The organism is Rhizobium sp. FG113 (assembly GCF_057809895.1).
In genome coordinates this window covers 1-22,952 of the sequence record NZ_JBMDKV010000014.1, presented here as the reverse complement: position 1 = coordinate 22,952, position 22,952 = coordinate 1, and the positions used below count along the sequence as shown (strand labels likewise).

Below are 22,952 nucleotides of genomic sequence, written 5' to 3'. Positions count from 1 at the left end.
AACCCGACATCTCGTTCTGGTTTCTATCGCGTCCGGCCTTTGGCGCGGATACGGAAGCGGGCGCGAAATTGGCGCCGCCGGAGCTTGAAAATTGCAACCGATACGATTGCCAATGCTCCTATCCCTGAGGATTGTTGTCAGGATCACATCGACCGGCGGAGATGTAAACCCCTCGGGCTCAAAAATCTGCTGCACTGCACACTTGCCGGTCATTCCAATCCCCTGTAGAGCCGAGGGAAATGACGGAACGCAGGCAAAATCGCGCATGATCACGGGCAGAAACGGGCCTCGGCGCCTCTCCATCTTCGGTTCGACCGGCTCGATCGGGCAGAACACGCTCGATGTGGTGAAGCATCTCGGCGGTCTCGAAAACTTCGAAATCTCCGTGCTGACGGGCAACGAGAACGTCGATCTGCTGGCAAAGCAGGCTCGCGCGACCGGTGCCAAACTCGCGGTGACGGCGAGTGACAGCCATTACGAAGCGCTGAAGAGCGCGCTGTCTGGAAGCGGGATCGCGGTTGCCGCCGGTCAGTCAGGCCTGATGGAAGCCGCCGATCTTGAGGCCGAATGGGTGATGGCGGCGATCGTCGGCACGGCGGGCCTTGCGCCGACGCTGGCCGCGGCCCGCAAGGGCGCCGATATCGCGCTTGCCAACAAGGAATGCCTGGTTTCCGCCGGTGATCTCTTCGTGCAGTCCGTGCGCCGTGGCGGCGGCAAGCTGTTGCCCGTCGACAGCGAGCACAATGCGATCTTCCAAGTGCTGGAAGAGAACCAGCGCCACGCCGTGGAGCGCATCATCCTGACGGCGTCGGGCGGACCGTTCCGCAACGCCTCGCTGGAGGAGATGGCAGGTGTGACCGTCGAGACGGCGCGCGCGCATCCGAACTGGTCGATGGGGCTGAAGATTTCGATCGACAGCGCCTCGATGTTCAACAAGGCGCTCGAGATGATCGAGGCCAAGCACCTGTTCGGGCTGACGCCTGAGCAGATCGAGGTCATCGTGCATCCGCAATCGGTGATCCATTCGATGGTGGGTTATACCGACGGCTCGGTGCTGGCGCAGCTCGGCGCGCCTGATATGCGCACCGCGATCGGTTACGCGTTGGCGCATCCCCGCCGGCCGAACCTGCCGATCGAGCGGCTCGATTTCGCCAAGCTGGCGCGGCTGGATTTCGAGGCACCCGACGAGACGCGCTTCCCGGCGCTGCGGCTCGCTCGCCTTGCGATGACGCGCGGCGGCGTGCAGGGTGCGGTTTTGAATGCGGCCAAGGAAGTGGCGCTCGAAGCCTTCATCGCCGGGCGCCTGTCGTTCCTCGCCATGGCCGATGTGACCGAGACGGTGATGGACCAGCTGGCGCATCTGCCCGAGGCCGCGACGATGGACGACGTGTTTAGCGTCGACAAGGAAGCCCGGCAGCGGGCTGCGGTCTTGGTGGCGAGCCGGGAGAAAGCTGCCTGAAGGGTTGGTTGCGGACGGTCCGCGACGTACGCGAGTGTGCGGCACTGTTTTCGTCGAATAGGTTACGGCGTTCCCAAACCCACGACCGTCATGCTCGGTCTTGTGCCGAGCATCTGCTGAGCGGCCAACTTGCTGGACGTGGATGGACACTTGGCGAGGCGGGAGACGCGGGTTGGCGGTGGAATGAAGACTTTGCCCCTTTTATGCACCCAGCACCGTTGCATTCTCGGCGACGTGCTTAGATCCTCGGCTCGTTGGCCGAGGATGACGTCGAGAGTGGGATTGGCGCCTTGTTTCAACAGGTTATGCCACTCTATCCGCAGCCGTTCCCAAACCCGCCGCCGTCATGCTCGGTCTTGTGCCGTGCATCTGCTGAGCGGCCAACTTGCTCGACGCGAGTGGATACTTGGAGAGGCGCGAGACGCGGGTTGGCGATAGAGCGGAGAGCTTGCTTCGCCCTTCTATGCACCCAGCACCGTTGCACTCTTGGCCACGTGCTTAGATCCTCGGCTCGTTGGCCGAGGATGACGCCGAGAGTGGGGCGCCGTTTTCGTTCAACAGGTTATGCCCACTCTATCCGCAGCCACCCCAAGCCCACGACCGTCATGCTCGGTCTTGTGCCGAGCATCTGCTGAGCGGCCAACTTGCTCGACGTGGATGGAGACTTGGCGAGGCGGGAGACGCGGGTTGGCGGTAGAGTGAAGAGCTTGCTTCGCTCTTCCATGCACCCAGCACCGTTGAATTCCGGGCACCGTGCTTAGATCCTCGGGACGAGCCCGAGGATGACGCGGCGAGTGGAGTTTCCGCGTTCTTTCAATAGCTTATGACTCTCGCTGTCTGCCGTAGGCTCCAAGCCGAGACTGCAGCGCCGTCGCGCGTGAGGTTACGCGACGTGCCGGGCCAATGCGCAGCGCGACCAGAGCGAATGCAGCGCTTCCACAAGGTGCTCGATGTCGGCATCGGTGTGCAGCGGCGTGGGCGTGATTCGCAAGCGTTCGGTCTTGACCGGAACCGTCGGGTAGTTGATCGGCTGGACATAGACGTTGCAGTTGTCGAGCAACAGGTCCGAAATCCACTTGCACTTGGCGGCGTCGCCGACCATCACGGGGACGATGTGGCTCGGGTTCGGCATGTGCGGGATGCCGGCCTTGTCGAGCTGCGCGCGGAGCAGGCGAACGCGGTCCTGGTGACGGGCGCGCTCGAAGGGGCTGACCTTCAGGTGCTGGATCGAGGCAACCGCGCCGGCGGCGAGCGCTGGCGGCAGCGCCGTGGTGAAGATGAAGCCGGATGCGAAGGAGCGGATGAAGTCGCAGAGCGCGGTGGATGCCGCGATATAGCCGCCCATGACGCCGAAGGCCTTGCCGAGCGTGCCTTCGATAACAGTCAGGCGGTCCATCAGGCCTTCGCGTTCGGCGATGCCGCCGCCGCGCGGGCCGTACATGCCGACAGCGTGGACTTCGTCGAGATAGGTCATGGCGCCGTACTTGTCGGCGAGATCACAGATTTCCTTGATCGGCGCGATATCGCCGTCCATCGAGTAGACGCTCTCGAAGGCGATCATCTTCGGCGCCTTCGGATCGGCGGCGGCGAGCTTGGCTTCGAGATCCTGCAGGTCGTTGTGCTTCCAGATGACGCGGTCGCACTTGGCGTAGCGAATGCCCTCGATCATCGAGGCGTGGTTCAGCGCATCCGAGAAGATGATCATGCCGGGGATCTTGGCGCCGAGCGTGCCGAGGGCTGCCCAGTTGGAGACGTAACCCGAGGTGAAGACCAGGGCCGATTCCTTGCCGTGCAGATCTGCGAGCTCGCGCTCGAGCAGAACGTGGTAGTGCGTGGTGCCAGAAATATTCCGGGTGCCTCCCGCACCCGCGCCACAGTGGTCAATGGCGTTCTTCATCGCCTCGATCACCTTGGGGTTCTGGCCCATGCCGAGATAGTCGTTGGAACACCAGACGGTCACATCCTTCGGCCCCTCGGGGGTGTGGCGCGTGGCACGCGGGAAATTGCCGCGGTGACGTTCAAGATCGGCGAACACGCGGTAACGACCTTCGTTGTGAAGGCCTTCCAGCTCGCTCTTGAAGAATGCTTCGAAATCCATCTCATGCTCCAGTATCGTGCAGGCGTTCTCCGCCCAATGACGACTGCACGTCAACCCATTTGGTCCGATTTAGCACCATGTGCGTCAAATCGTCCCTAGTTTCGAATTACTTTAATTTGAAATTGGCGTGCTTGACCAGATCAATCGTGCATTGCAGCCCTGCGCGCAGTGCTTCGCATGGTTCTTGGTGACCGATTTGCCAGTCGATTTTCATGGCTTCAGACCAATTGAAATCGGTTGGAGCAGTTGCTTGCCCCTTTTTGCGCCATAGTTTGCGGTCTAGGTTACAAAAAAGACAGGAATCAGGGACGGCCACCGCCCGCTCGGGCGAACAATCAGGAGTTATTGATGAAAAAGATTATTGCGCTCGCCTTTATCGGCCTATCGATTGCAAGCTGCACGCCGACACAACAGGGTGCGGGCATCGGTGCGGCATCCGGCGCTGTCATCGGCGGCGCGGTTACCGGCAATGTTCGTGGCGCGGCTGTCGGTGCTGCCGTCGGCGGTGTGTCCGGCGCGCTGATCGGCCGTGTGTCCGAACAGCCAGGCCAGTGCTACTACCGCGACGAATATGGTCGCCGCTATATCGACGATTGCCGCGGCTGATCCTTCGCCACAACCTTTCAAATCCCGGGTCTCTGGCCCGGGATTTTTGTTTTTTTCCGCTAAATCAGCAATCATGCGGTTTAAAACGGTACAACAAAATGAATTTTGCCGCTAAGGTCGCATCAGGCCGGGGGGCGCAGAGCTTAAATCCAGTGTAACCAAAAAGCGGCGGATGCAGATTAGACGGAAGGCACCGAAACCGGGTATTGCGTATCGGCGAGCAGGCATCGTGACAATGGTCGCGGTGGCGACTGCCTTGTCACCGGCACTCGTGTCGAATGCATACGCCTTCAAGCTTTTCGGGATCAACTTCTTCGGCAAGGACGATACGGACGCCAACCAGGTGCCCGACCCCGTTCGCTATGAGGTGACGCTGACATCGGATGCTGATGATCCCGACCTCAAGGAGGCGCTTGAGAACAGCTCGCGTCTGGTCGGAGACAAGGAGCAGCCGGTTTCGGGTGATCTCGGTGTCGTCGTCAAGGCGCGCGACGATCGCGAACGGCTGATCGCGGCTCTCTATGAAAAGGCGCGCTATGGCGGCGTCGTGACCATCACCGTCGATGGCCGCAATATCGACGACCTGCCGCCGAACCCCACGTTCAATCGCTCGCGCCCGGTGCCCGTCAATGTCAGCGTTGCGGCCGGGCCGGTGTTTCACGTGCGCGAAGTGCAATTCGGCGGCGATGCGGCTAACCGAAATCCCGCCGATTACGATCTCGGATCCGGTGCTTCGGCCGGATCGCTGACGATCATCAAGGCCGGCGACAAGATCGTTGAGCAGTTGAAGAGCGAGGGGCGGCCGCTGGCGAAGCTGACGACGCGCAAGGTGGTGGCCGATCACAGGACCGATACTGTCGACGTCGTGCTTGCCGCCGAGGGCGGGCCGGTCGCGCCGATCGGGACGGTGGGCGTCACCGGCGCCAAGGCGGTGCGGTCCGATTTCATTGAGCGCTATTCGCGCATCAACAAGGGTGATCGCTATTCTCCGGAGGCGCTGAAGAAGGCCGGCGAGCGGCTGCGGGCGCTTGGCGTATTCTCGAGCGTTACCATTCACGAGGGAGACCGGCTGGCCGGCGACGGCAGCCTGCCGATGATCATCGAGGTGTCGGAGGGCAAGCAACGCTATTTCGGCGTCGGCGCGCAGTATTCGACGATCGACGGTTTCGGGGTCAATGGCTATTGGGGCCATCGCAATCTGTTCGGTGGAGCGGAAGGGTTGCGCGTCGAGGGTGCGGTCGGCCGCCTCGGGGATGCGACGGCTCTGGGCGATCTCGATTTCTCGGCGGGTATCACCTTCACCAAGCCCGGCGCCTTCGTGCCATCGGGGACGCTGATCGCCAGTATTCTCGCCAAGACCGAAAATCCCGATGCCTATAGCGCCAAGCTGGTCACGGCATCGCTCGGCTATTCCTACGAACTCAACGATACCGACACGTTTACCGGCGCGGGCGAAGTGAGCTGGGAAAAGGATGACGACGCGTTCGGGAACAACACCTACCTGACCTTCGCGGCTCCCCTGCAGTTCGATCGCGACGCGCGCGACAACAAGCTCGACCCGACATCGGGCTACCGGCTGATGGGCAAGGTGACGCCGAGCTACGAAGCCTATAACGGCACGTTCTTCTCCGCCTTCGAGGGCTCGGTCTCCGGCTATTACGGTCTTGGCGCCGAAGACAGGATCGTGCTTGCCGGCAAGCTTTCGGCCGGGTTCCTGCTTGGCGCCGACGATCTTGAGAACATTCCCGCCACCCGCCGCTTCTTTGCCGGCGGCGGCGGTTCGGTGCGCGGTTACGGCTATCAGGAAATCTCTCCCTATAACGCCGCCAACGAGGCGACCGGTGGTGCTTCCTTCATGACGGCGTCGTTCGAGACGCGCGTGAAGATCACCGACACGATCGGCATTGTGCCGTTTATCGATGTCGGGGTGGTTTCCGCCGATGTTGCGCCCGATTTTTCGGATATCAGGGCAGGCGCCGGTATCGGCCTGCGCTACGCCACCCCATTCGGGCCGATCCGGCTTGATTTCGCCGTTCCCCTCAACAAGTTCGAGGGTGGGACGGATTACGGCATTTACGCTGGCATCGGTCAGTCGTTCTAACGAGGTTCAGGCTCGCAGCGAGATTGCGATAGCCGCGCAGAAAACGGGATAGCTCCGGGTCCATGCTTACGCTGACGAACATCTTCAAGTGGATTGCACGACTGCTCGGTTACGGAGCCGGCGTCGTCGTTATCCTGCTTGCCGTGGCCATCGGCATCTTCGGCTTCACCGGCTTCGGCGCCCGCATTCTGGTCGACAAGGTGACGTCGACCATCTCCAATCGCGACATGACCATCCGGGTGATGGACCCGCAGGGGCTGCTCACCGGTGGCCTCGGCGCGACCCGCATCGTGCTTTCAGATACGCGCGGCACGTTTGCCGATGTCGACGGCCTGTCGATCAATTGGAATCCGCTGGCGCTTTTCACCGGGCGCTTCCATGCGACGCGCCTGGAGGCGGATGCCATCCGCGTTCTGCGTAAGCCGGTCCGCACATTGCCGTCGCGGCCGGCTGCGGAAGGGGAGGCCAGCGGCGGGTTCTCGCTTCCGATCAAGATCGATATCGATCAGATATCGCTGCCGAAGATCAGCCTGTCACAGCCGCTGATCGGGCGCGCCTTCACGCTCTCGGCCGATGGCAGCGTGCGTGCCGACTCGAAGGGCGGCGATGCCAATATCACGGTACACCGCCACGACGTGCCGGATGCCAAGCTGACGGCCGATGTCGCCTTCCTGCCTGAAAACAGCCAGCTTACGGTCAAAGCCAAGCTCAACGAACCGAAGGGCGGGTTGCTCGCCGGTGTGCTTGCCTTGCCGAACAACCCGGCCGTCGAGATCAGCCTCAATGGCGATGGCCCGATCTCCGACTGGAAAGCCAAATTGCAGGCCTCGCTCGATGGCCAGCAGCGCGCCGCGATCGAAGCGCATCACACGCTGACGCCGGACCAGGCTCTGCATCATGTCGAGCTCAAGGGCGGCGGCGATCTGAGCTCGCTGATGCCGGCGGCGTTCCGGCCGCTTTTCGCCGGACAGACGAACATCGATCTCGCGGCCAATTTCGATAATGCCGGCAAGATCGATATCCAGACCGGCAATGTGGCGACGGGCGCCGTCGTCATCGCCGCCTCCGGCACGCTGGACCCGAAGGGCAAGAACAGCCTGAACGCCAATCTGCTCGGGACATCCGGCCCGGTCGATTTCCGCTGGCCGCTGGCGGAAGGCGAAGCACGCTTCATGATCACGGGCGTCAATCTGGCGCTGACGGGGGATGCCAAGGCGTCGCGGCTGAATGCCAGCGCCTCGCTCGATACCGCCGTGCTGCCGCAGGCGACGATCGGCAATGTGAAGCTGACCGCCAAGAGCGACAACTTCAATCTTAGCGGCCGCTCCGGCGCCGTGCAGATCCGCCTTGTCGCCGGCGACATGACCTTTGCCAACCCCGATATCAACCGGGCGGTTCAGGGGCCGGTGACGATCGTTCTGCCGCTGCAGATTTCGCCGGCGGCGATCGGCTTCAATGGCGCGACGATCGAGAGCGCATCGGCGAATGCCAGCCTCAATGGTGCGTATCAGCTCACCGACAATTCGCTCACCGGTAATGCCAAGCTGACCGTCGAGCCGCCGGCAATGCCGCCGGCCGTCGCGGCGCGGTTCAAGACGCCTGTCACGATCGAGGGCCAAGTGGCAGGCACCATTCCCGACAAGATCAACCTGTCGAACCTCAGCATCAAGTCGGACCTCACGGTTGCGACAGGCAATATCGTTCTCGACGGCACGACGCTCGATGCGACGCTTGCCGGCCGCGTGCCCGATATCAAGCCGTTGCTCGACACCGCCTCGGGTGCCGTGACCTACAGTCTGAAGGCCGGCGGCGATCTCTCCGCGCTGGCGCTTTCGGCCAATCTCAACGCTCCCGCGATCGACATGGCTGGGCGCGGGCTGAGCGATCTCGCTGTGGCATTGACCGCGACCGCCGATCCGAAGGCGCCCAAGGCGCAGGTGAAGGCGACCGGCAAGATCGATGGCCAGGCGATCGACATCAGCACCGACGTGTTGTCCGAGGGCGGGCAGACGACGCTGCCGTCGATCAAGGCCAATGTCGGTAATAACAGCCTGACGGGTCACGTCGCGCTGTCCGAAAGCTTCGCGCCGACGGGCGCTCTGACATTCGACCTGCCCGATCTCAGCCTCATCGCGGCGCTGGCCGGCCAGAAGGCGGAGGGCGATCTCAAGGGGTCGGTCGACATCAGCAACGATGCCGGCAAGATCGGCCTGAAGGTGGCGGCGACGGGCAGTGGCCTGAAGCAGGGCAACTTCGCGATCGTCAGCCCCAATGTCGATGTCACCGTCACCGATCTCTCGGCATTAGCAGCAACGGGAGCGATCAAGGCCGACGAGGTCGCATCCGGCACCAACAAGATCGACAGCCTGGCGGTGAATTTCACGCAGCTCGGCAACCGCACGAATTTCAGCCTCGACGGCTATTACGACAACCACCCGCTGGTGGCGGGCGGCGGTGTCGAAGCCAATGCCGGCACGACGCTCGTTCAGCTCGACCGCTTCTCGGCCAAGCCGCATGACATTGCGGTGGATCTTGCCGCGCCGTCGCAGCTGTCGATTACTGATGGCACGGTGACGCTCGATGGTCTCGAGATCAAGACCGGCGACGGCGCGATCAACGTAACCGGCTCGGCCGGCGAAACGCTCGATATCAACGCCGTGGTCAAGCAATTGCCAGCGAGCCTTGCCAACAGCTTCGTGCCCGATCTCGATGCCGCGGGTGCGATTTCGGGCAAGGTTTCTGTGACGGGTACGCCGGCAGCACCCGTGGCCGATTTCACGCTCGATTGGAAGAACGCCGCGACTAGCCAGACGAAGGGGGCCGGGCTTTCCGCGCTTTCGATCGGTGCGGATGGCAAGTTCGCGGACAACAAGCTCGATTTCAAAACGGATTTGAGCGGCAAGGGCGGCGTTTCGCTGAAGGCTGCCGGCAATTTCGTCACGGCGGGGCCGAATGCGCAGTCGCTGCAGGTCGATGCCGATATCGTCAATATTCCCGCCGGATTGGCCAATGCCTTTGTGCCTGGGCTGAACGCCGAAGGCGCCATCACCGGCAGCGTCACCGCTTCGGGCAAGCTGCCGGCGCCGGCGCTCGATTTCAAGCTGAACTGGAAGAACGCGGCCACCAGCCAGACCAAGGTCGCCAAGCTCTCCTCGCTCGGGCTGACGGCGAGCGGCAAGCTGGAAAACAACATCCTCAATTTCAACGCGAATGCCGGCGGCAGCGGCGGGTTTGCGATCAAGGCCGATGGCAGCTTCGTCGTCACCGGCACTGACGCGCAGACGCTGAAGGTGGACGGGACGCTTGCCAATATTCCGGCGGCGCTCGCCAACGCCTTCATGCCCGATCTTGCCGCGCAGGGCATGATATCGGGAAGCTTCGGCGCATCCGGCAAGCTGCCGATGCCGGCCGCGCAGTTCCAGCTGGATTGGAAGAACGCCTCGACCAGCCAGCTCAAGGCGGCCGGCCTTTCGGGCGTCGGTGCTTCGGTGAACGGGACGTTTACGGACAACACGCTCACCTTCGACAGCAACGTTTCGGCCAACGGCGGCATGTCGGTGAAGGCGGCGGGCAATCTCAAGCTTCAAGATTCGGCGGTCGGCGATCTCAAGGTCGATGCGACGTTGAGCGCGGTTCCGGCCGGGCTCGCCAATGGCTTCGTCGATGGGCTCGGCGCCAGCGGCACGATTTCCGGCACGGCTTCGGCATCAGGCACGCTGCAGCAGCCGAAGGCCAGTTTCGATCTCGCTTGGGCCGATGTCGCGACCAGCCAGACGAAGGCAGCGAAGCTGCCGGCCATGGCGCTGGCGCTCAAAGGAACGCTTGAGGACAAGGCGCTCGATTTCACCACGAAGCTGGACGGTCAGGCCGGTGCGGCGCTCGAGGCGGCCGGCAAGATCGGGATCGAGGGGACCAAGCCGACGACGATCGAAGCCAATGCGACGCTCAACAACCTGCCGGCAGCACTTGTCAGCAGCTTCGTGCCCGATCTCGATGCCGGCGGCATGATCTCGGGCACCGCCAACGTTTCCGGCGCGCTGCCGCTGCCATCCGTCGATTTCAAGCTCAACTGGGCGAATGCGACGACGCGGCAGACCAAGAGCGCCAACCTTTCGGCGCTCAGCCTCGACGCGACGGGAAAGTTCGCCGACAACAAGATCAATTTCGACGCCAATCTGGCCAGCAACAGCAAGACATTGCTGCAGGCCAAGGGGACGGCGGCGTTGGTTGGGACCAATATTCAGGGGCTTTCGGTCGATGCTGACATCACCGATCTACCGGCGAGCCTTGCTAATGGCTTCGTACCTGGCCTTGGCGCCGAGGGCACGATTTCGGGCCGGGCGAAGACATCGGGAACGCCTGCCAATCCCGTCATCGACTTCAATCTCGATTGGAAGAACGCGGCGACGACGCAGACGCGGGCTGCGGGCGTCGGCTCGCTGTCGGCCAATGCCAATGGCAAGCTTGCTGACAACAAGCTCGACTTCACCACCAATCTTACCGGCAACAACGTGGCACTGAAGGCGGCGGGTAACTTCGTGGTCGCGGGCGCCAATGCGCAATCGCTTGCCGTGAAGGCCGACATATCGAACCTGCCGGCGGGGCTGGCCAACGCCTTCGTTCCGGGGCTCGCCGCCGAGGGCAATATCTCGGGCACGGTCGCGGCTTCCGGCAAGCTGCCGATGCCGGATGTCGACTTCAAGCTCGATTGGCGCAATGCCGCGACCAGCCAGACGCGCGGTGCGGGTGTCTCGCCGCTTGCGATCGGTGCGAACGGCAAGCTCGCTTCGGGCCGGCTCACCATCGACACGACAGTTACCGGCGATGCCGGCCTGTCGCTGCGAGGCGGCGGCAACCTCGCCATCTCGGGCAACCGGGCGCTCGACATGCGCTTTTCCGGCAACCTGCCCTTCGCCGTTCTCGGCGCGCAGCTAGCCGCGCAAGGGTTCGTCGCGGAAGGCAACGCCAACTTCAATCTGCAGGTCGGCGGGACCGCGGCGGCGCCCGTGATCAACGGAACGGTCGCCACCAGCGGCGCCAAGGTCATCGACGTCCGGCGCAATCTGGAAATCAACAGCCTGACGGCCGATATCCGCTTCGACGGGCAGCGCGCGGTGATCTCGCGCCTGACCGGGCAGCTTGCGAGCGGCGGCAATATCGCGGTCACCGGCGATGTCGGTATCCAGCCGGCGGCGAACTTCCCCGCCAATATCGATGTCCGTCTCAACAAGGCCGTCTATGTCGACGGCACGCTCGTCGTTGCCACGGTTGACGGCACGATCGGCCTGCGTGGGCCGCTTCTTGCCAATCCGACGCTGAACGGCAAGCTTACGCTCGAAAAGGCCTCGATCACCGTTCCGGAAAAGCTTCCGACATCGCTGCGCGAGATTGACATCCGCCACAAGAACGCGCCGAAGGCCGTTCTCGCCCAGATCCGCGACACGACGCAGGAAGGCGCGAGGGGCAAATCGACTACGCTCAATCTCGATATCCAGGTCGATGCGCCCTCGCAGATCTTCGTGCGTGGACGCGGCATCGATGCCGAGCTCGGTGGCAGCGTGACGATCCGGGGCACGGCGTCCGTGCCTGTGGTTTCCGGCGGCTTCACCATGCGGCGCGGGCGTCTCACCATTCTCAACCGTCGTCTCGATTTCTCCGACAAGAGCCGGATCACCTTTGCCGGCGATCTGACGCCGGCGCTGCAGATGGCGGCGACCTCGACCTCGGGCACGACGACGCTGACCGTCGACGTGGCGGGGCTGGCGACCGATCCGGCCATCACCTTCTCCTCCTCGCCGGCGCTGCCGCAGGACGAAGTTTTGGCGCAGCTGATCTTCGGGCAGTCGATGTCGAAACTCTCGGCGATCCAGATCGCCCAGCTTGCCGATGCCGTCAGCCAGCTTGCGGGCGGTCGCTCGACCTCGCTGTTCCAGGGATTGCGCAACCAGCTTGGCGTCGATGATTTCGATATCAGCACCGATGCCAACGGCCAGACCAATGTCGGCGTCGGCCGCTATCTCAACGAGCGCACCTATATCGAGCTGCAGCAGAACACCAAGGATGGCGCCAAGGCGATCATCAACCTCGATGTCGGGCGTGGCGTGAAGCTGCGCGGGGCGGCCGGCGCCAATGGTGCCGGCGAGGCGGGCGTGGTGTACGAGAAGGAATATTGAGGGTGGGGGCGCCTATGGTTGGCGCCTGACGGCACTCCCGGACTATCGGCCGACGCAACGGGATATTAACCGCGCTCACCAAAAAGAGCTTTGCGATAACGCAACCGAAACTGGCGGAAGCTACCTGTGTCGACAAAAGACCAGGACGCCAAAGTGACCACACGCTTTACCCATCTCAAGCTGGTAGGACCGGCTCTCATTCTCACGGCGATCGTTATTGCGGGGTTGGCTGCGATCCCGTCGTTCGGCGTTGCCCGGCTGGATGCCGAGAGCCGCCAGCGCCAGGAGACCTTGGTCAAGCGCAACATCGCGGTCTGGACATCCGACCTCGAGTTCGCGCTGACAGCTTGGACGATCTGGGATGAATCAATCGCGAAACTCGACAACACATTCGATTTCGAATGGGCGGACAGGAACATCGGCCAGTCGCTGATCGGGACGTCTAGGACGCGTTTTGCCGCGATCCTCAACTCCGATGACGCTCTCATCTATTCGAGAACCGCCGACGAGATGAAGGATCGGGCATTCTTCGTGCGCGGTCCCGAGGTCATCGTCGGTGATGCTCGCACCCTTGTCGAGCGCGTCAGGTCCGAGGAAGCAAAGACGCGGCCCGAGGGAATTCCCAACCCCATCGCCTTCAGCAGGGTCGAGGTCGTCAACAATGATGCGGTTCTGCTTACCGCAAGCCTTTTTCAATCGGACTTCAAGACATCCGTACCACGCGGGAGCCGGGCGCCGATCCTCGTATCCGCCGTGCCGATCGCCGGCAGCCTGCCGGAATTCCTGGGCAATCGTTTCGTTCTCGACGATGCGACCGTTGGTCCGCTCAAGACGGTCGGCGCCGACCGGGCGCGCGTGGAAATAGCGACGCGACCTGACGGTGAGACCGAGGTGCTCTCATGGAGATCGCCAACGCCCGCCAAGGATCTGCTGCGTCAATCGCTGCCGTTGGCGGTCGTGGTGACCGTGGTTCTCATCTTCGGTGGTCTGTTTTCGCTGCGGCTTTCGCGGAAGGCGATTTCCTCGATCCTGGAATCCGAGAAGCAGATGCGCCATGCCGCGACACATGATTTCCTGACCGGGCTGGCGAACAGGTCGCTGCTTGCCCCCGAATTCGCACGACTAAGTTCGGCTCGGCCGATGACGGTGGTCTGCATCGATCTCGACGGCTTTAAATCCGTCAACGACAGACACGGGCATGCGGCCGGTGACGAGTTGCTGCAGCAGGTTGCCGCTCGCCTTCAGGGCGGATGCAAGGAAGATGACGTCGTATTCCGATTGGGCGGAGACGAATTTGCCGTCCTCATGCCGCATATCTCGCTCGCCGACGCCGAATGGCACTGCCGCCGACTGTCCTCGATTCTATCGCAGCCGTATCCATTATCGGCCGGCAAAGTGGTGATCGGCGCATCCTTCGGAATTGCGGACGTGACAAGCGGTGGCGGCGAAACCTGCGAAGAGGCTTTGCGGCGCGCGGACCAGGCGCTCTATCAGGCAAAGGGAACTGGCCGAGGGAACGTCGTTTCGTCGACCGCGAACGATCTGGCGCTTGCGGTTGGCTAGAGCATAGCCGGCGGGCGCTGACCGTCCGCCGTCCTTGCTACTTATTCTTCTCTTGATCGCGATGCCACTTGATGGCGAAGAACATGCCCGTGCCGAGCACGATGATCTTGAGCGGAAAGAAGATGATCGGGAACCAATCCCACATTTCGAATAATCCAGGCTGTTGCGTGACGCTTTCAAGCGTGAGGGAGCACTACCGCAAAACGGTTAGGTGCGACATCAGCCATGTTGACGCAGATGTGACAAGCTATTCGTGCCCGGCGTCGCCTGTTGGCCGCTGATTTCGGCCCGAAGTCGCCATTTTAGGTAGAAAGCAGCCGGACGGCTTTGCGCCTCAATCACGGTCGTTCAGCCTGCTGTAGGCATTCGCTAAAGCTGCCAATCGCTCTATGAATCCAGATGCCCAATCTGGGTTGGGAAGCTGACGGTCCCCTATTTGGAAGAACGTCGAGGCAGATACACATCACCTTGCGGTCAAACGCGTGGGATGCGACGGTGTCGACACGGATGGTCGACCTCCGCTGTCTGACAATCGGGGCTTAGAGGAGATTTCGGTGCTGATTGAGGAAGTAAGGTTTCGCTTTGGCGCTGGCCAAGGCGCAGACCCACTGGTGTTGGACGAGCCTGCTGTTACCATTTTCGTCGGGCCAAACAACTCAGGGAAGAGTATGGTGCTGCGCGAGATCGCCGAATTCAGCAGCAGGGGAGATACGCATCGTACAATTCTTGCTGGTCTCAAATTCCGTAAACACACTGCCGAAGAAGTCGACGCGATTATTGAAGTCTGGGCAGACCCCAGGCGCAATGCGGGAGAAGTGGATCACCCTGATCACGTATACCTCAAGTTTGGCCCCTGGCGGGCTCAAGTCCACGTCCCAGGTTTCCGCCAAGTTCTGGAGAATCCTGATGGAAACATAAATGGCTTCGCTCAACTGTTCGCGGCTCATCATATGCTCATTCTTGATGGGCCAAGCAGGATTGGCCTGACCTCGGAACAGGGTAGAGGCGATCTGAAGGACCCGCAAAGCACTTTTGCTAGGCTTTTAACGGACGATCCTCGCCGCCAGTCGCTACGGGATGTCCTTTTCGATGCCTTCGGCCTTTATCTAGGCATGGACATTTCCGAAGGCGCGTCAATCCACCTGCGATATGGGAATACGGCCCCACCAAATGAGCGCACCGTAGAGGACGCCACGCTGGACTGGATGAGGAATGCTCGTCCCATCCATCAGTGGAGCGACGGAATGAAGGCCTTTACGGGCATGCTGTTGGTACTGCGCGCAGGCGACCCGAAGATCATGATCATCGACGAGCCGGAAGCCTTTCTGCACCCCACACTGGCCTACAAACTTGGCCGCGAGATCGCACAGACTGCGAGCCAAGGCGACAAGCAGGTTTTTGTATCGACCCATAGCAGCCAGTTCCTGATGGGCGCGATCCAGTCGGGCGCGAAGGTCAATGTCGTTCGCCTGACCTATCAGCAAGGCAGTTCTACTGCTCGCATGCTTTCGAACGACGACATCCGCGTGATGATGCAAGAGCCACTTTTGCGGTCTGCAAATGCATTGTCGGGCGTTTTTTACGAAGGCGTCGTGGTTACCGAAGCGGATGCGGACCGTGCCTTCTACCAAGAGCTCAACGAGCGACTTCTTGCAGAGGAATCTGGACGAGGCGCGCCGAACACCCTTTTCCTTAACGCCAACGGAAAGGACTCTGTGAACAAGATCGTCGGTCCGCTTCGGGCACTCGGGATACCCGTGGCCGTCATTCTAGACGTTGATGCACTCAACCCCGAAACCAACTTCCCAGTTCTCTTGGAAGCCACAAATTACCCTAAGCCACACGATCCTATAAAATTGGAGCGCGCAGGCGTCTGGTCAGACCTTATCTCAGACGGCAAGAAACCCAAGTCGGATGGCGGAATTGCCCTGCTCAATGGCGCTCCGAAGGAAAAGGCCGAGAACCTTTTTGACCGCCTCGATCAATATGGCTTGTTCGTTCTGAGGAATGGCGAAGTCGAGCACTGGCTAACAGGATTGAATGTTCCCAGAAGCAAAAGGTGGCTGCGCAACATCTTCGAGGCGCTGGGAAGCGACCCGAAAGCCCCCAACTATGTTCATCCCGGTAATGACGATGTCTGGGCATTTCTCGACAAGGTTGCCGCATGGATCAAGGACAAGGCACGACGCGGGATACCTCGTTGACGCTCAGTGTGCGGAGGCGAGTTACATTTTCCTATGTCTGAAACGCTCCCCGATCGATTACCCACGCCGTTACCAATCGGTGACCGCAAGGCCATCGATCTGCTTGCTGATCTAGGCACCGGTGGCAGGTCGTGAGAGTTTCTGAAGACCCGTCAGGCGAACGAAAAAGCCAACTCCGGCCCCCATTCCAGCCTCTAAACTCGAAGCGGTTTATGTCTCCTATTGGCGCAAGGCGGACGCCCCGGTTGCCTTCCCCGCTTTCGCCTTAAAAGCTGGTCTTCCGCGTCTTCAGCAATATGTTCGTCTCAGTCGTGTTGATGCCGTCGATCAGTCTTATGCGGCGCAGGGTTTCGTCGAAGGAGACGAGGTCGCGGTCTTCGAGTTCGGCGATGAAGTCCCATTTGCCGTTGGTGCTGTGGAGCGCGCGCACCTGCGGCAGGCCGCGCAGCTGGTCGGCGACCTTGTCGGCCAGCTTGCCGAGCACCTCGATCATGACGATGGCGCGCACGCCGGCGGCGCGGGTCTCGTGGCCGGTGCGGATGGTGAAGGCGGCGATGGTGCCGTTGGCGACCAGTCTGTCAATGCGCGCGGCGACGGTGGCGCGTGAGGCGCCGGTCATGGCGGCAAGCGAGGAGACGGGGGTGCGGGCATTGTGGCGCAGGGCGCTCAGAAGTTCCTGATCGAGGTCGTCCATGGTCTTACTTTGTAGGAGCGGGGTTTCACTTTGTATGGCTGGACTTGGCAAACTGCCAAATCATGCTGTGAAACTGGCACTTTTTCATCTTTTTGTCGCCGTGGCGATGGCAGATATTCAACCGAAGCAGTGAGCAGGAGAACAAGATGCAGGCACAGTCGCGATCGGTCACCCTTATCGGTGCGCCTTTGGAAGAGGGCTCCGGCCGCAGGGGGGCCGCGATGGGGCCGACGGCGCTGAGAATCGCCGGCGTCGACCGCGCGCTTGTCGATCTCGGCCATGACGTTGCCGATGCTGGGGACGTGCAGATCGTGCCGGCCCGTGACCTGCCGAACAATCCGAAGGCGCACAATCTGCGCACCGTCGGCGCATTCACGCGGGCGCTCGAAGCCGGCGTCTACGAGATCGCCGATGCCGGTCGTTTTCCGATCATTCTCGGCGGCGACCACAGCCTGTCGATGGGCTCGGTATCGGGCATGGCGCGCTATGCCGCCAAGCAGAAGCGGCCGCTTTTCGTGCTCTGGCTTGATGCGCATTCGGATTTCAACACGCCGGAAACGTCACCATCGGGCAATATTCACGGCATGCCTGTCGCTTATTATTGCGGCCAGGCCGATCTCTCCGACATCCTGCCGCGCGACCGGCCGCTGGTCGATCCGAAGAATGTCTTCCAGGTCGGGATACGCTCCGTCGATGCGCCGGAGCGCGAGCTGATCAAGGAGCACGGCGTCAACGTCTTCGACATGCGCTCAATCGACGAGCAGGGGGTGGCGGCGATCATGCGCGACATTCTCTCCAAGGTCGAAGCGGCGAACGCGCTGTTTCATGTCAGCCTCGATGTCGATTTCCTCGATCCTGACGTCGCGCCCGGCGTCGGCACGACGGTGCCCGGGGGAGCGACTTTCCGCGAGGCGCATCTGATCATGGAGATGCTCTGCGACAGCGGGCTCGTCTCCTCTCTCGATCTGGTCGAGCTCAACCCGTTTCTCGACGATCGCGGCAAGAGCGCGCGCGTTCTCGTTGAGCTGACGGCCAGCCTGTTCGGCCGCCGCATCTTCGACCGCCCGACGCGTGCCGCATAAGAAACCGCATAACAAGAAGGGACGACCATGAGCAGTTCAGCCAGATTGATCGATACAGAGCAGCGCCTGGGCGCCCATAACTACAAGCCGCTCGACGTCGTCCTGACGCGCGGCGAGGGCGTTTATGTCTGGGATACGGATGGCAAGCGCTATCTCGATTGCCTGTCTGCCTATTCGGCCGTCAACCAGGGGCATTGCCACCCGAAGATCCTTTCGGCCATGGTCGAGCAGGCGGGCAAGCTGACGCTGACCTCGCGCGCCTTCCGCAACGACCAGCTGGCGCATCTCTACGAGGAGCTCGCAGCGCTGACGGGGTCGCACAAGATCCTGCCGATGAACTCCGGCGCCGAGGCTGTCGAGACAGCGATCAAGGCGGTGCGCAAATGGGGATACGAGGTGAAGGGCGTGCCCGAGGGCAAGGCCGAGATCATCGTCTGCTCCGACAATTTCCATGGCCGTACGCTCAGCATCATCAGCTTCTCCACCGATCCGGATGCGCGCTCAGGCTTCGGTCCCTATACGCCGGGCTTCCGCACCGTTCCCTTCGGTGACGCGGAAGCCTTTGCCGCAGCGATCAACGAGAACACTGTGGCGGCGCTGATCGAGCCGATCCAGGGCGAGGCGGGCGTCATCATCCCGCAGCCGGGCTATTTCAAGACGGTGCGCCAGCTCTGCACCGACAACAAGGTCACGCTCATCCTCGACGAGATCCAGACCGGGCTCGGCCGCACCGGCAAGCTGCTGGCAGAGGAGCATGAGGGTATCGAGGCCGATGTGACGCTGATCGGCAAGGCGCTGTCGGGCGGCTTCTATCCTGTGTCCGCCGTGCTTTCGAATTCCGAGGTGCTGGGCGTGTTGAAGCCTGGCCAGCACGGCTCGACCTTCGGCGGCAATCCGCTTGCCTGCGCCGTGGCGCGCGCGGCGTTGAAGGTGCTGACGGAAGAAGACATGATCGGCAATGCCGAGCGGATGGGCGACTACTTCCTCGAAGGTCTGCGGTCGATCCGCTCGAACATCGTGAAAGAGGTGCGTGGGCGCGGGTTGATGATGGCGGTCGAACTGGTGCCGGAAGCGGGCGGCGCGCGGCAGTATTGCTACGCGCTCAAGGACCTCGGGCTTCTCGCCAAGGACACCCACGAAAACACCATCCGCCTGGCGCCACCGCTTGTGATCACCAAGGATCAGGTCGAGTGGGCGGTGGAGCAGATCGACAAGACCATCGTCTGAGACTTGGCCGCGTTGAACGGGTCCATGATCCGTTCAACGCCTTTCCCTTCTCACCGGGCGAAAAATCCTGCCGGCCGGTTTAGATTTGGGAAACACTCTTTCTTTACAGTCCTCAGTAACCGTAACGGTACTCTTCATATTCAGAGAACTGGCGGCTTGAAGGCAAAGTGCATCGACGCCAATGGTGGCGTGGTTGCTTCTGCCCTGGCTTTCGACAGTTGGGACATTTTTAATGACGACGATCAATTCTCCGAGCTTCAGTGGCGATACGCTTGAGATCATTGCCTTCCGCCTGCACGACCAGGAATTCTGCGTGAAGACGACGACCATCCGCGAAATCCGCGGCTGGGCGCCTTCGACGCCGATCCCGCATTCGCCGGCCGACGTCATCGGCGTCATGAACCTGCGCGGCTCGGTCATTCCGATCATCGACCTCGCCTTCAAGCTCGGCATGAAGAGCACCGTCGCCAATGAGCGCAGCGCCATCGTCGTCGCCGAAGTGCACAACATGGTCATCGGCATGCTTGTAGACCGCGTCTCCGACATCCTGACGATTTCGGCCGATCAGGTGCAGCCGGTTCCCGAGGTTACCGCGTCCTTCGACCGCGCCTTCTGCGAAGGCATCATCGCGTCCGAAAACGGCATGATCTGCTTCCTGAACCTCGCCAAGATGTTCAAGGAAAACGAGACGGACGATCTGGTCGCCGCGTAAGCGCCATCCAATACAATTCGATCCCGCCCCGCCCGAGCAGCCGCTCCGGCGGGGCGATCTCGTTTTCGGCCTGCCGGTTGCCGCTCGCGGGCCGGCCGCAGCTTGCTCCCAAGCGTGGTTTTTTGGGCGCGCCACCTCTTTAAACTTTCGCGGCTTCCCACCATATCCTGAGCAAGTTCTTCGCCGCGGTTTCGTCCGCCGGCGAGGAGACATGGCTCGCCTCTTGAGGGAGCTCAATCTCAGTCATCGGCCTGTGCCTTATGAGGGCAGGGCGATTTAAGGAGGTCTATTTATGAATATTGAAAAATACTCCGAGCGGGTGCGCGGTTTCATCCAGTCGGCGCAGACCTATGCGCTGGCCCAGGGTCATCAGCAGTTCTCGCCCGAGCATGTGCTGAAAGTGCTGCTCGACGACGACCAGGGCATGGCCGCGTCTCTCATCGAGCGCGCCGGCGGCGACGCCAAGGCCGCCCGCCTTGCCAATGATGCCGCCCTTGCCAAGCTGCCAAAGGTCTCCGGCGGCAACGGCCAGATCTATCTCGCCGCACCGCTCGCCAAGGTTCTCTCGACCGCCGAAGAGGCATCGAAGAAGGCCGGCGACAGCTTCGTCACGGTCGAGCGTCTGTTGCAGGCGCTGGCGATGGAATCGTCGACCGCGATCACGCTGAAGAATGCCGGCGTGACGGCGGTGACGCTCAACCAGGTCATCAATGAAATCCGCAAGGGCCGCACGGCCGACAGCGCCAATGCCGAACAGGGCTTTGACGCGCTGAAGAAATTTGCCCGCGACCTGACGGCGGAAGCCCGCGATGGCCGGCTCGATCCCGTGATCGGCCGCGATGATGAAATCCGCCGCACGATCCAGGTGCTGTCGCGCCGTACCAAGAACAACCCCGTTCTCATCGGTGAACCCGGCGTCGGCAAGACGGCGATCGCCGAAGGTCTGGCGTTGCGCATCGTCAATGGCGACGTGCCGGAATCGCTGAAAGACAAGAAGCTGATGGCGCTCGACATGGGCGCTCTGATTGCCGGCGCGAAATATCGCGGCGAGTTCGAAGAGCGCCTGAAGAGCGTGCTCAACGAGGTGCAGGCCGAAAACGGCGAGATCATCCTGTTCATCGACGAGATGCATACGCTCGTCGGTGCCGGCAAGGGTGACGGCGCGATGGATGCCTCGAACCTGTTGAAGCCGGCGCTTGCGCGCGGCGAACTGCATTGCGTCGGCGCGACCACGCTCGACGAATACCGCAAGCATGTCGAGAAGGACCCGGCGCTCGCCCGTCGCTTCCAGCCGATCGTCGTCGAAGAGCCGACGGTCGAGGACACGATCTCGATCCTGCGCGGCCTGAAAGAGAAGTACGAGCAGCACCACAAGGTCCGCATCTCGGACTCGTCGCTTGTGGCGGCCGCCACGCTGTCGAACCGCTACATCACCGATCGCTTTCTCCCCGATAAAGCGATCGACCTGATGGACGAGGCGGCTGCGCGCCTGCGCATGCAGGTCGATTCCAAGCCGGAAGAGCTGGACGAACTCGATCGCCGCATCATGCAGCTCAAGATCGAGCGCGAAGCGCTGAAGAAGGAAACCGATGTCGCCTCGGCCGACCGGCTTGTCCGGCTCGAGACCGAACTCACCGATCTGGAGGAGAGCGCCGACGCGCTGACGGCCCGCTGGCAGGCGGAAAAGCAGAAGCTCGGCCTTGCCGCCGACCTGAAGAAGGAACTCGACGATGCCCGCAACGATCTGGCGATCGCCCAGCGCAAGGGCGAATTCCAGCGCGCCGGCGAACTGACCTACGGCGTCATTCCGGAGCTTGAAAAGAAGCTTTCGGAAGCCGAAGCGCAGGACAATGATCGCAGTGCGATGGTGCAGGAGGTCGTGACCCCCGACAACATCGCGCATGTCGTCTCCCGCTGGACCGGCATTCCGGTCGAGAAGATGCTGGAAGGCGATCGCGAGAAGCTGCTGCGGATGGAAGACGAGCTGGCGAAGTCTGTCATCGGCCAGGGCGACGCGGTTCAGGCCGTGTCGCGGGCGGTGCGCCGTGCGCGCGCCGGCCTGCAGGATCCGAACCGGCCGCTCGGCTCGTTCATCTTCCTCGGCCCGACCGGCGTCGGCAAGACGGAGCTGACCAAGGCATTGGCCCGCTTCCTCTTCGACGACGAGACGGCGATGGTGCGCATGGACATGTCCGAGTACATGGAGAAGCACTCCGTGGCCCGGCTGATCGGTGCCCCTCCCGGCTATGTCGGCTATGAGGAAGGCGGTTCGCTGACGGAAGCGGTGCGTCGCCGGCCCTATCAGGTCGTGCTGTTCGACGAGATCGAAAAGGCGCATCCGGATGTCTTCAACGTGCTGCTGCAGGTGCTCGACGACGGCCGCCTGACCGATGGCCAGGGCCGCACCGTCGATTTCCGCAACACGATGATCATCATGACGTCGAACCTTGGCGCCGAATATCTGACGCAGCTGAAGGACGGCGACGACAGCGATCTGGTGCGCGAGCAGGTGATGGAGATGGTGCGCGGCCACTTCCGGCCGGAGTTCCTGAACCGCATCGACGAGATCATCCTCTTCCACCGCCTGAAGCGGGACGAGATGGGCGCGATCGTCGACATCCAGCTGCAGCGTCTGGTGAAGCTCTTGGCCGAGCGCAAGATCACCATCGAGCTCGACGACGAGGCCACGCATTGGCTCGCCAACAAGGGTTACGATCCTGTCTACGGCGCGCGGCCGCTGAAGCGGGTGATCCAGAAGTACGTCCAGGACCCGCTCGCCGAACAGATCCTCGGCGGACAGGTGCCGGATGGTTCGACGGTGAAGATCACCGGCGGGACCGATCGGCTGCTGTTCCGCACTAGGAGTGCTGGTGTCAGCGAAGCGGCGTAAGCGGACTGGTGTGTGAGTGGAAACGGCGGCTTCGGCCGCCGTTTTTGTGTTTGGCGCGGTCGTCCCGGACACTGCCGCCGGCGTTGTCCCGTGTGGCACCCCCCTCTGTCCTGCCGGACATCTCCCCCACAAGGGGGGAGATC

The 22,952-nt window shown here is 62.0% G+C and carries 12 protein-coding genes; 10 read left to right on the top strand and 2 right to left on the bottom strand.

The genetic code is table 11. The features are described from left to right. Positions 1-265 precede the first annotated feature (265 nt). The gene (gene dxr, locus ACODTZ_RS25360) at positions 266-1,459 is read left to right on the top strand and encodes a 1-deoxy-D-xylulose-5-phosphate reductoisomerase (protein ID WP_489029072.1); all 1,194 of its coding nucleotides are present in this window, start codon (positions 266-268) and stop codon (positions 1,457-1,459) included. 883 nt (positions 1,460-2,342) lie between these two features. Here dxr and hemA read toward each other — a convergent pair. After that, complete coding sequence (gene hemA / locus ACODTZ_RS25355) at positions 2,343-3,557, bottom strand: 5-aminolevulinate synthase (RefSeq protein WP_209234319.1); 1,215 nt, start codon at positions 3,555-3,557, stop codon at positions 2,343-2,345. 348 nt (positions 3,558-3,905) lie between these two features. On the opposite strand from hemA, the gene ACODTZ_RS25350 reads away from it, so the two are divergent. The 5 genes from ACODTZ_RS25350 (at position 3,906) to ACODTZ_RS25330 (ending at position 16,204) form a co-directional block, all read left to right on the top strand. Continuing rightward, positions 3,906-4,163 carry a YMGG-like glycine zipper-containing protein gene (locus tag ACODTZ_RS25350; RefSeq protein WP_018901584.1) on the top strand — a complete coding sequence of 86 codons (258 nt, stop codon included), beginning with the start codon at positions 3,906-3,908 and terminating at the stop codon, positions 4,161-4,163. A 172-nt stretch (positions 4,164-4,335) separates the two neighbouring features. Further along, a complete protein-coding gene (locus ACODTZ_RS25345; RefSeq protein ID WP_489029070.1) occupies positions 4,336-6,264 on the top strand; it encodes an autotransporter assembly complex protein TamA in 1,929 nt (642 codons plus the stop codon). Between the two features lie 62 nt (positions 6,265-6,326). After that, positions 6,327-12,437: a translocation/assembly module TamB domain-containing protein gene (locus tag ACODTZ_RS25340; RefSeq protein ID WP_489029069.1), complete on the top strand. Its 6,111-nt coding sequence runs from the start codon at positions 6,327-6,329 to the stop codon at positions 12,435-12,437. A 153-nt stretch (positions 12,438-12,590) separates the two neighbouring features. Then, a complete protein-coding gene (locus ACODTZ_RS25335) occupies positions 12,591-14,000 on the top strand; it encodes a sensor domain-containing diguanylate cyclase (protein ID WP_489029067.1) in 1,410 nt (469 codons plus the stop codon). A 554-nt stretch (positions 14,001-14,554) separates the two neighbouring features. Further along, the gene (locus tag ACODTZ_RS25330; protein WP_052214023.1) at positions 14,555-16,204 is read left to right on the top strand and encodes an AAA family ATPase; all 1,650 of its coding nucleotides are present in this window, start codon (positions 14,555-14,557) and stop codon (positions 16,202-16,204) included. Positions 16,205-16,469: 265 nt separating this feature from the next. Here the strand turns inward: ACODTZ_RS25330 and ACODTZ_RS25325 are convergent, their stop codons facing one another. After that, positions 16,470-16,898, bottom strand: a complete 429-nt coding sequence (locus ACODTZ_RS25325; RefSeq protein WP_047508503.1) for an Lrp/AsnC family transcriptional regulator — start codon at positions 16,896-16,898, stop codon at positions 16,470-16,472. Positions 16,899-17,044: 146 nt separating this feature from the next. Between ACODTZ_RS25325 and rocF the strand changes: the two genes are divergently transcribed. The 4 genes from rocF (at position 17,045) to clpB (ending at position 22,809) form a co-directional block, all read left to right on the top strand. Further along, a complete protein-coding gene (gene rocF / locus ACODTZ_RS25320; protein ID WP_113197349.1) occupies positions 17,045-17,980 on the top strand; it encodes an arginase in 936 nt (311 codons plus the stop codon). Positions 17,981-18,007: 27 nt separating this feature from the next. Further along, on the top strand, positions 18,008-19,207 hold the full coding sequence (gene rocD, locus ACODTZ_RS25315) for an ornithine--oxo-acid transaminase (protein ID WP_489029064.1): 1,200 nt from the start codon (positions 18,008-18,010) through the stop codon (positions 19,205-19,207). Between the two features lie 232 nt (positions 19,208-19,439). Continuing rightward, on the top strand, positions 19,440-19,919 hold the full coding sequence (locus tag ACODTZ_RS25310) for a chemotaxis protein CheW (RefSeq protein ID WP_047508497.1): 480 nt from the start codon (positions 19,440-19,442) through the stop codon (positions 19,917-19,919). 292 nt (positions 19,920-20,211) lie between these two features. After that, entirely contained in the window at positions 20,212-22,809 is a 2,598-nt protein-coding gene (clpB, locus tag ACODTZ_RS25305) for an ATP-dependent chaperone ClpB (RefSeq protein WP_018901595.1), read from the top strand. The last annotated feature ends 143 nt before the right edge of the window (positions 22,810-22,952 follow it).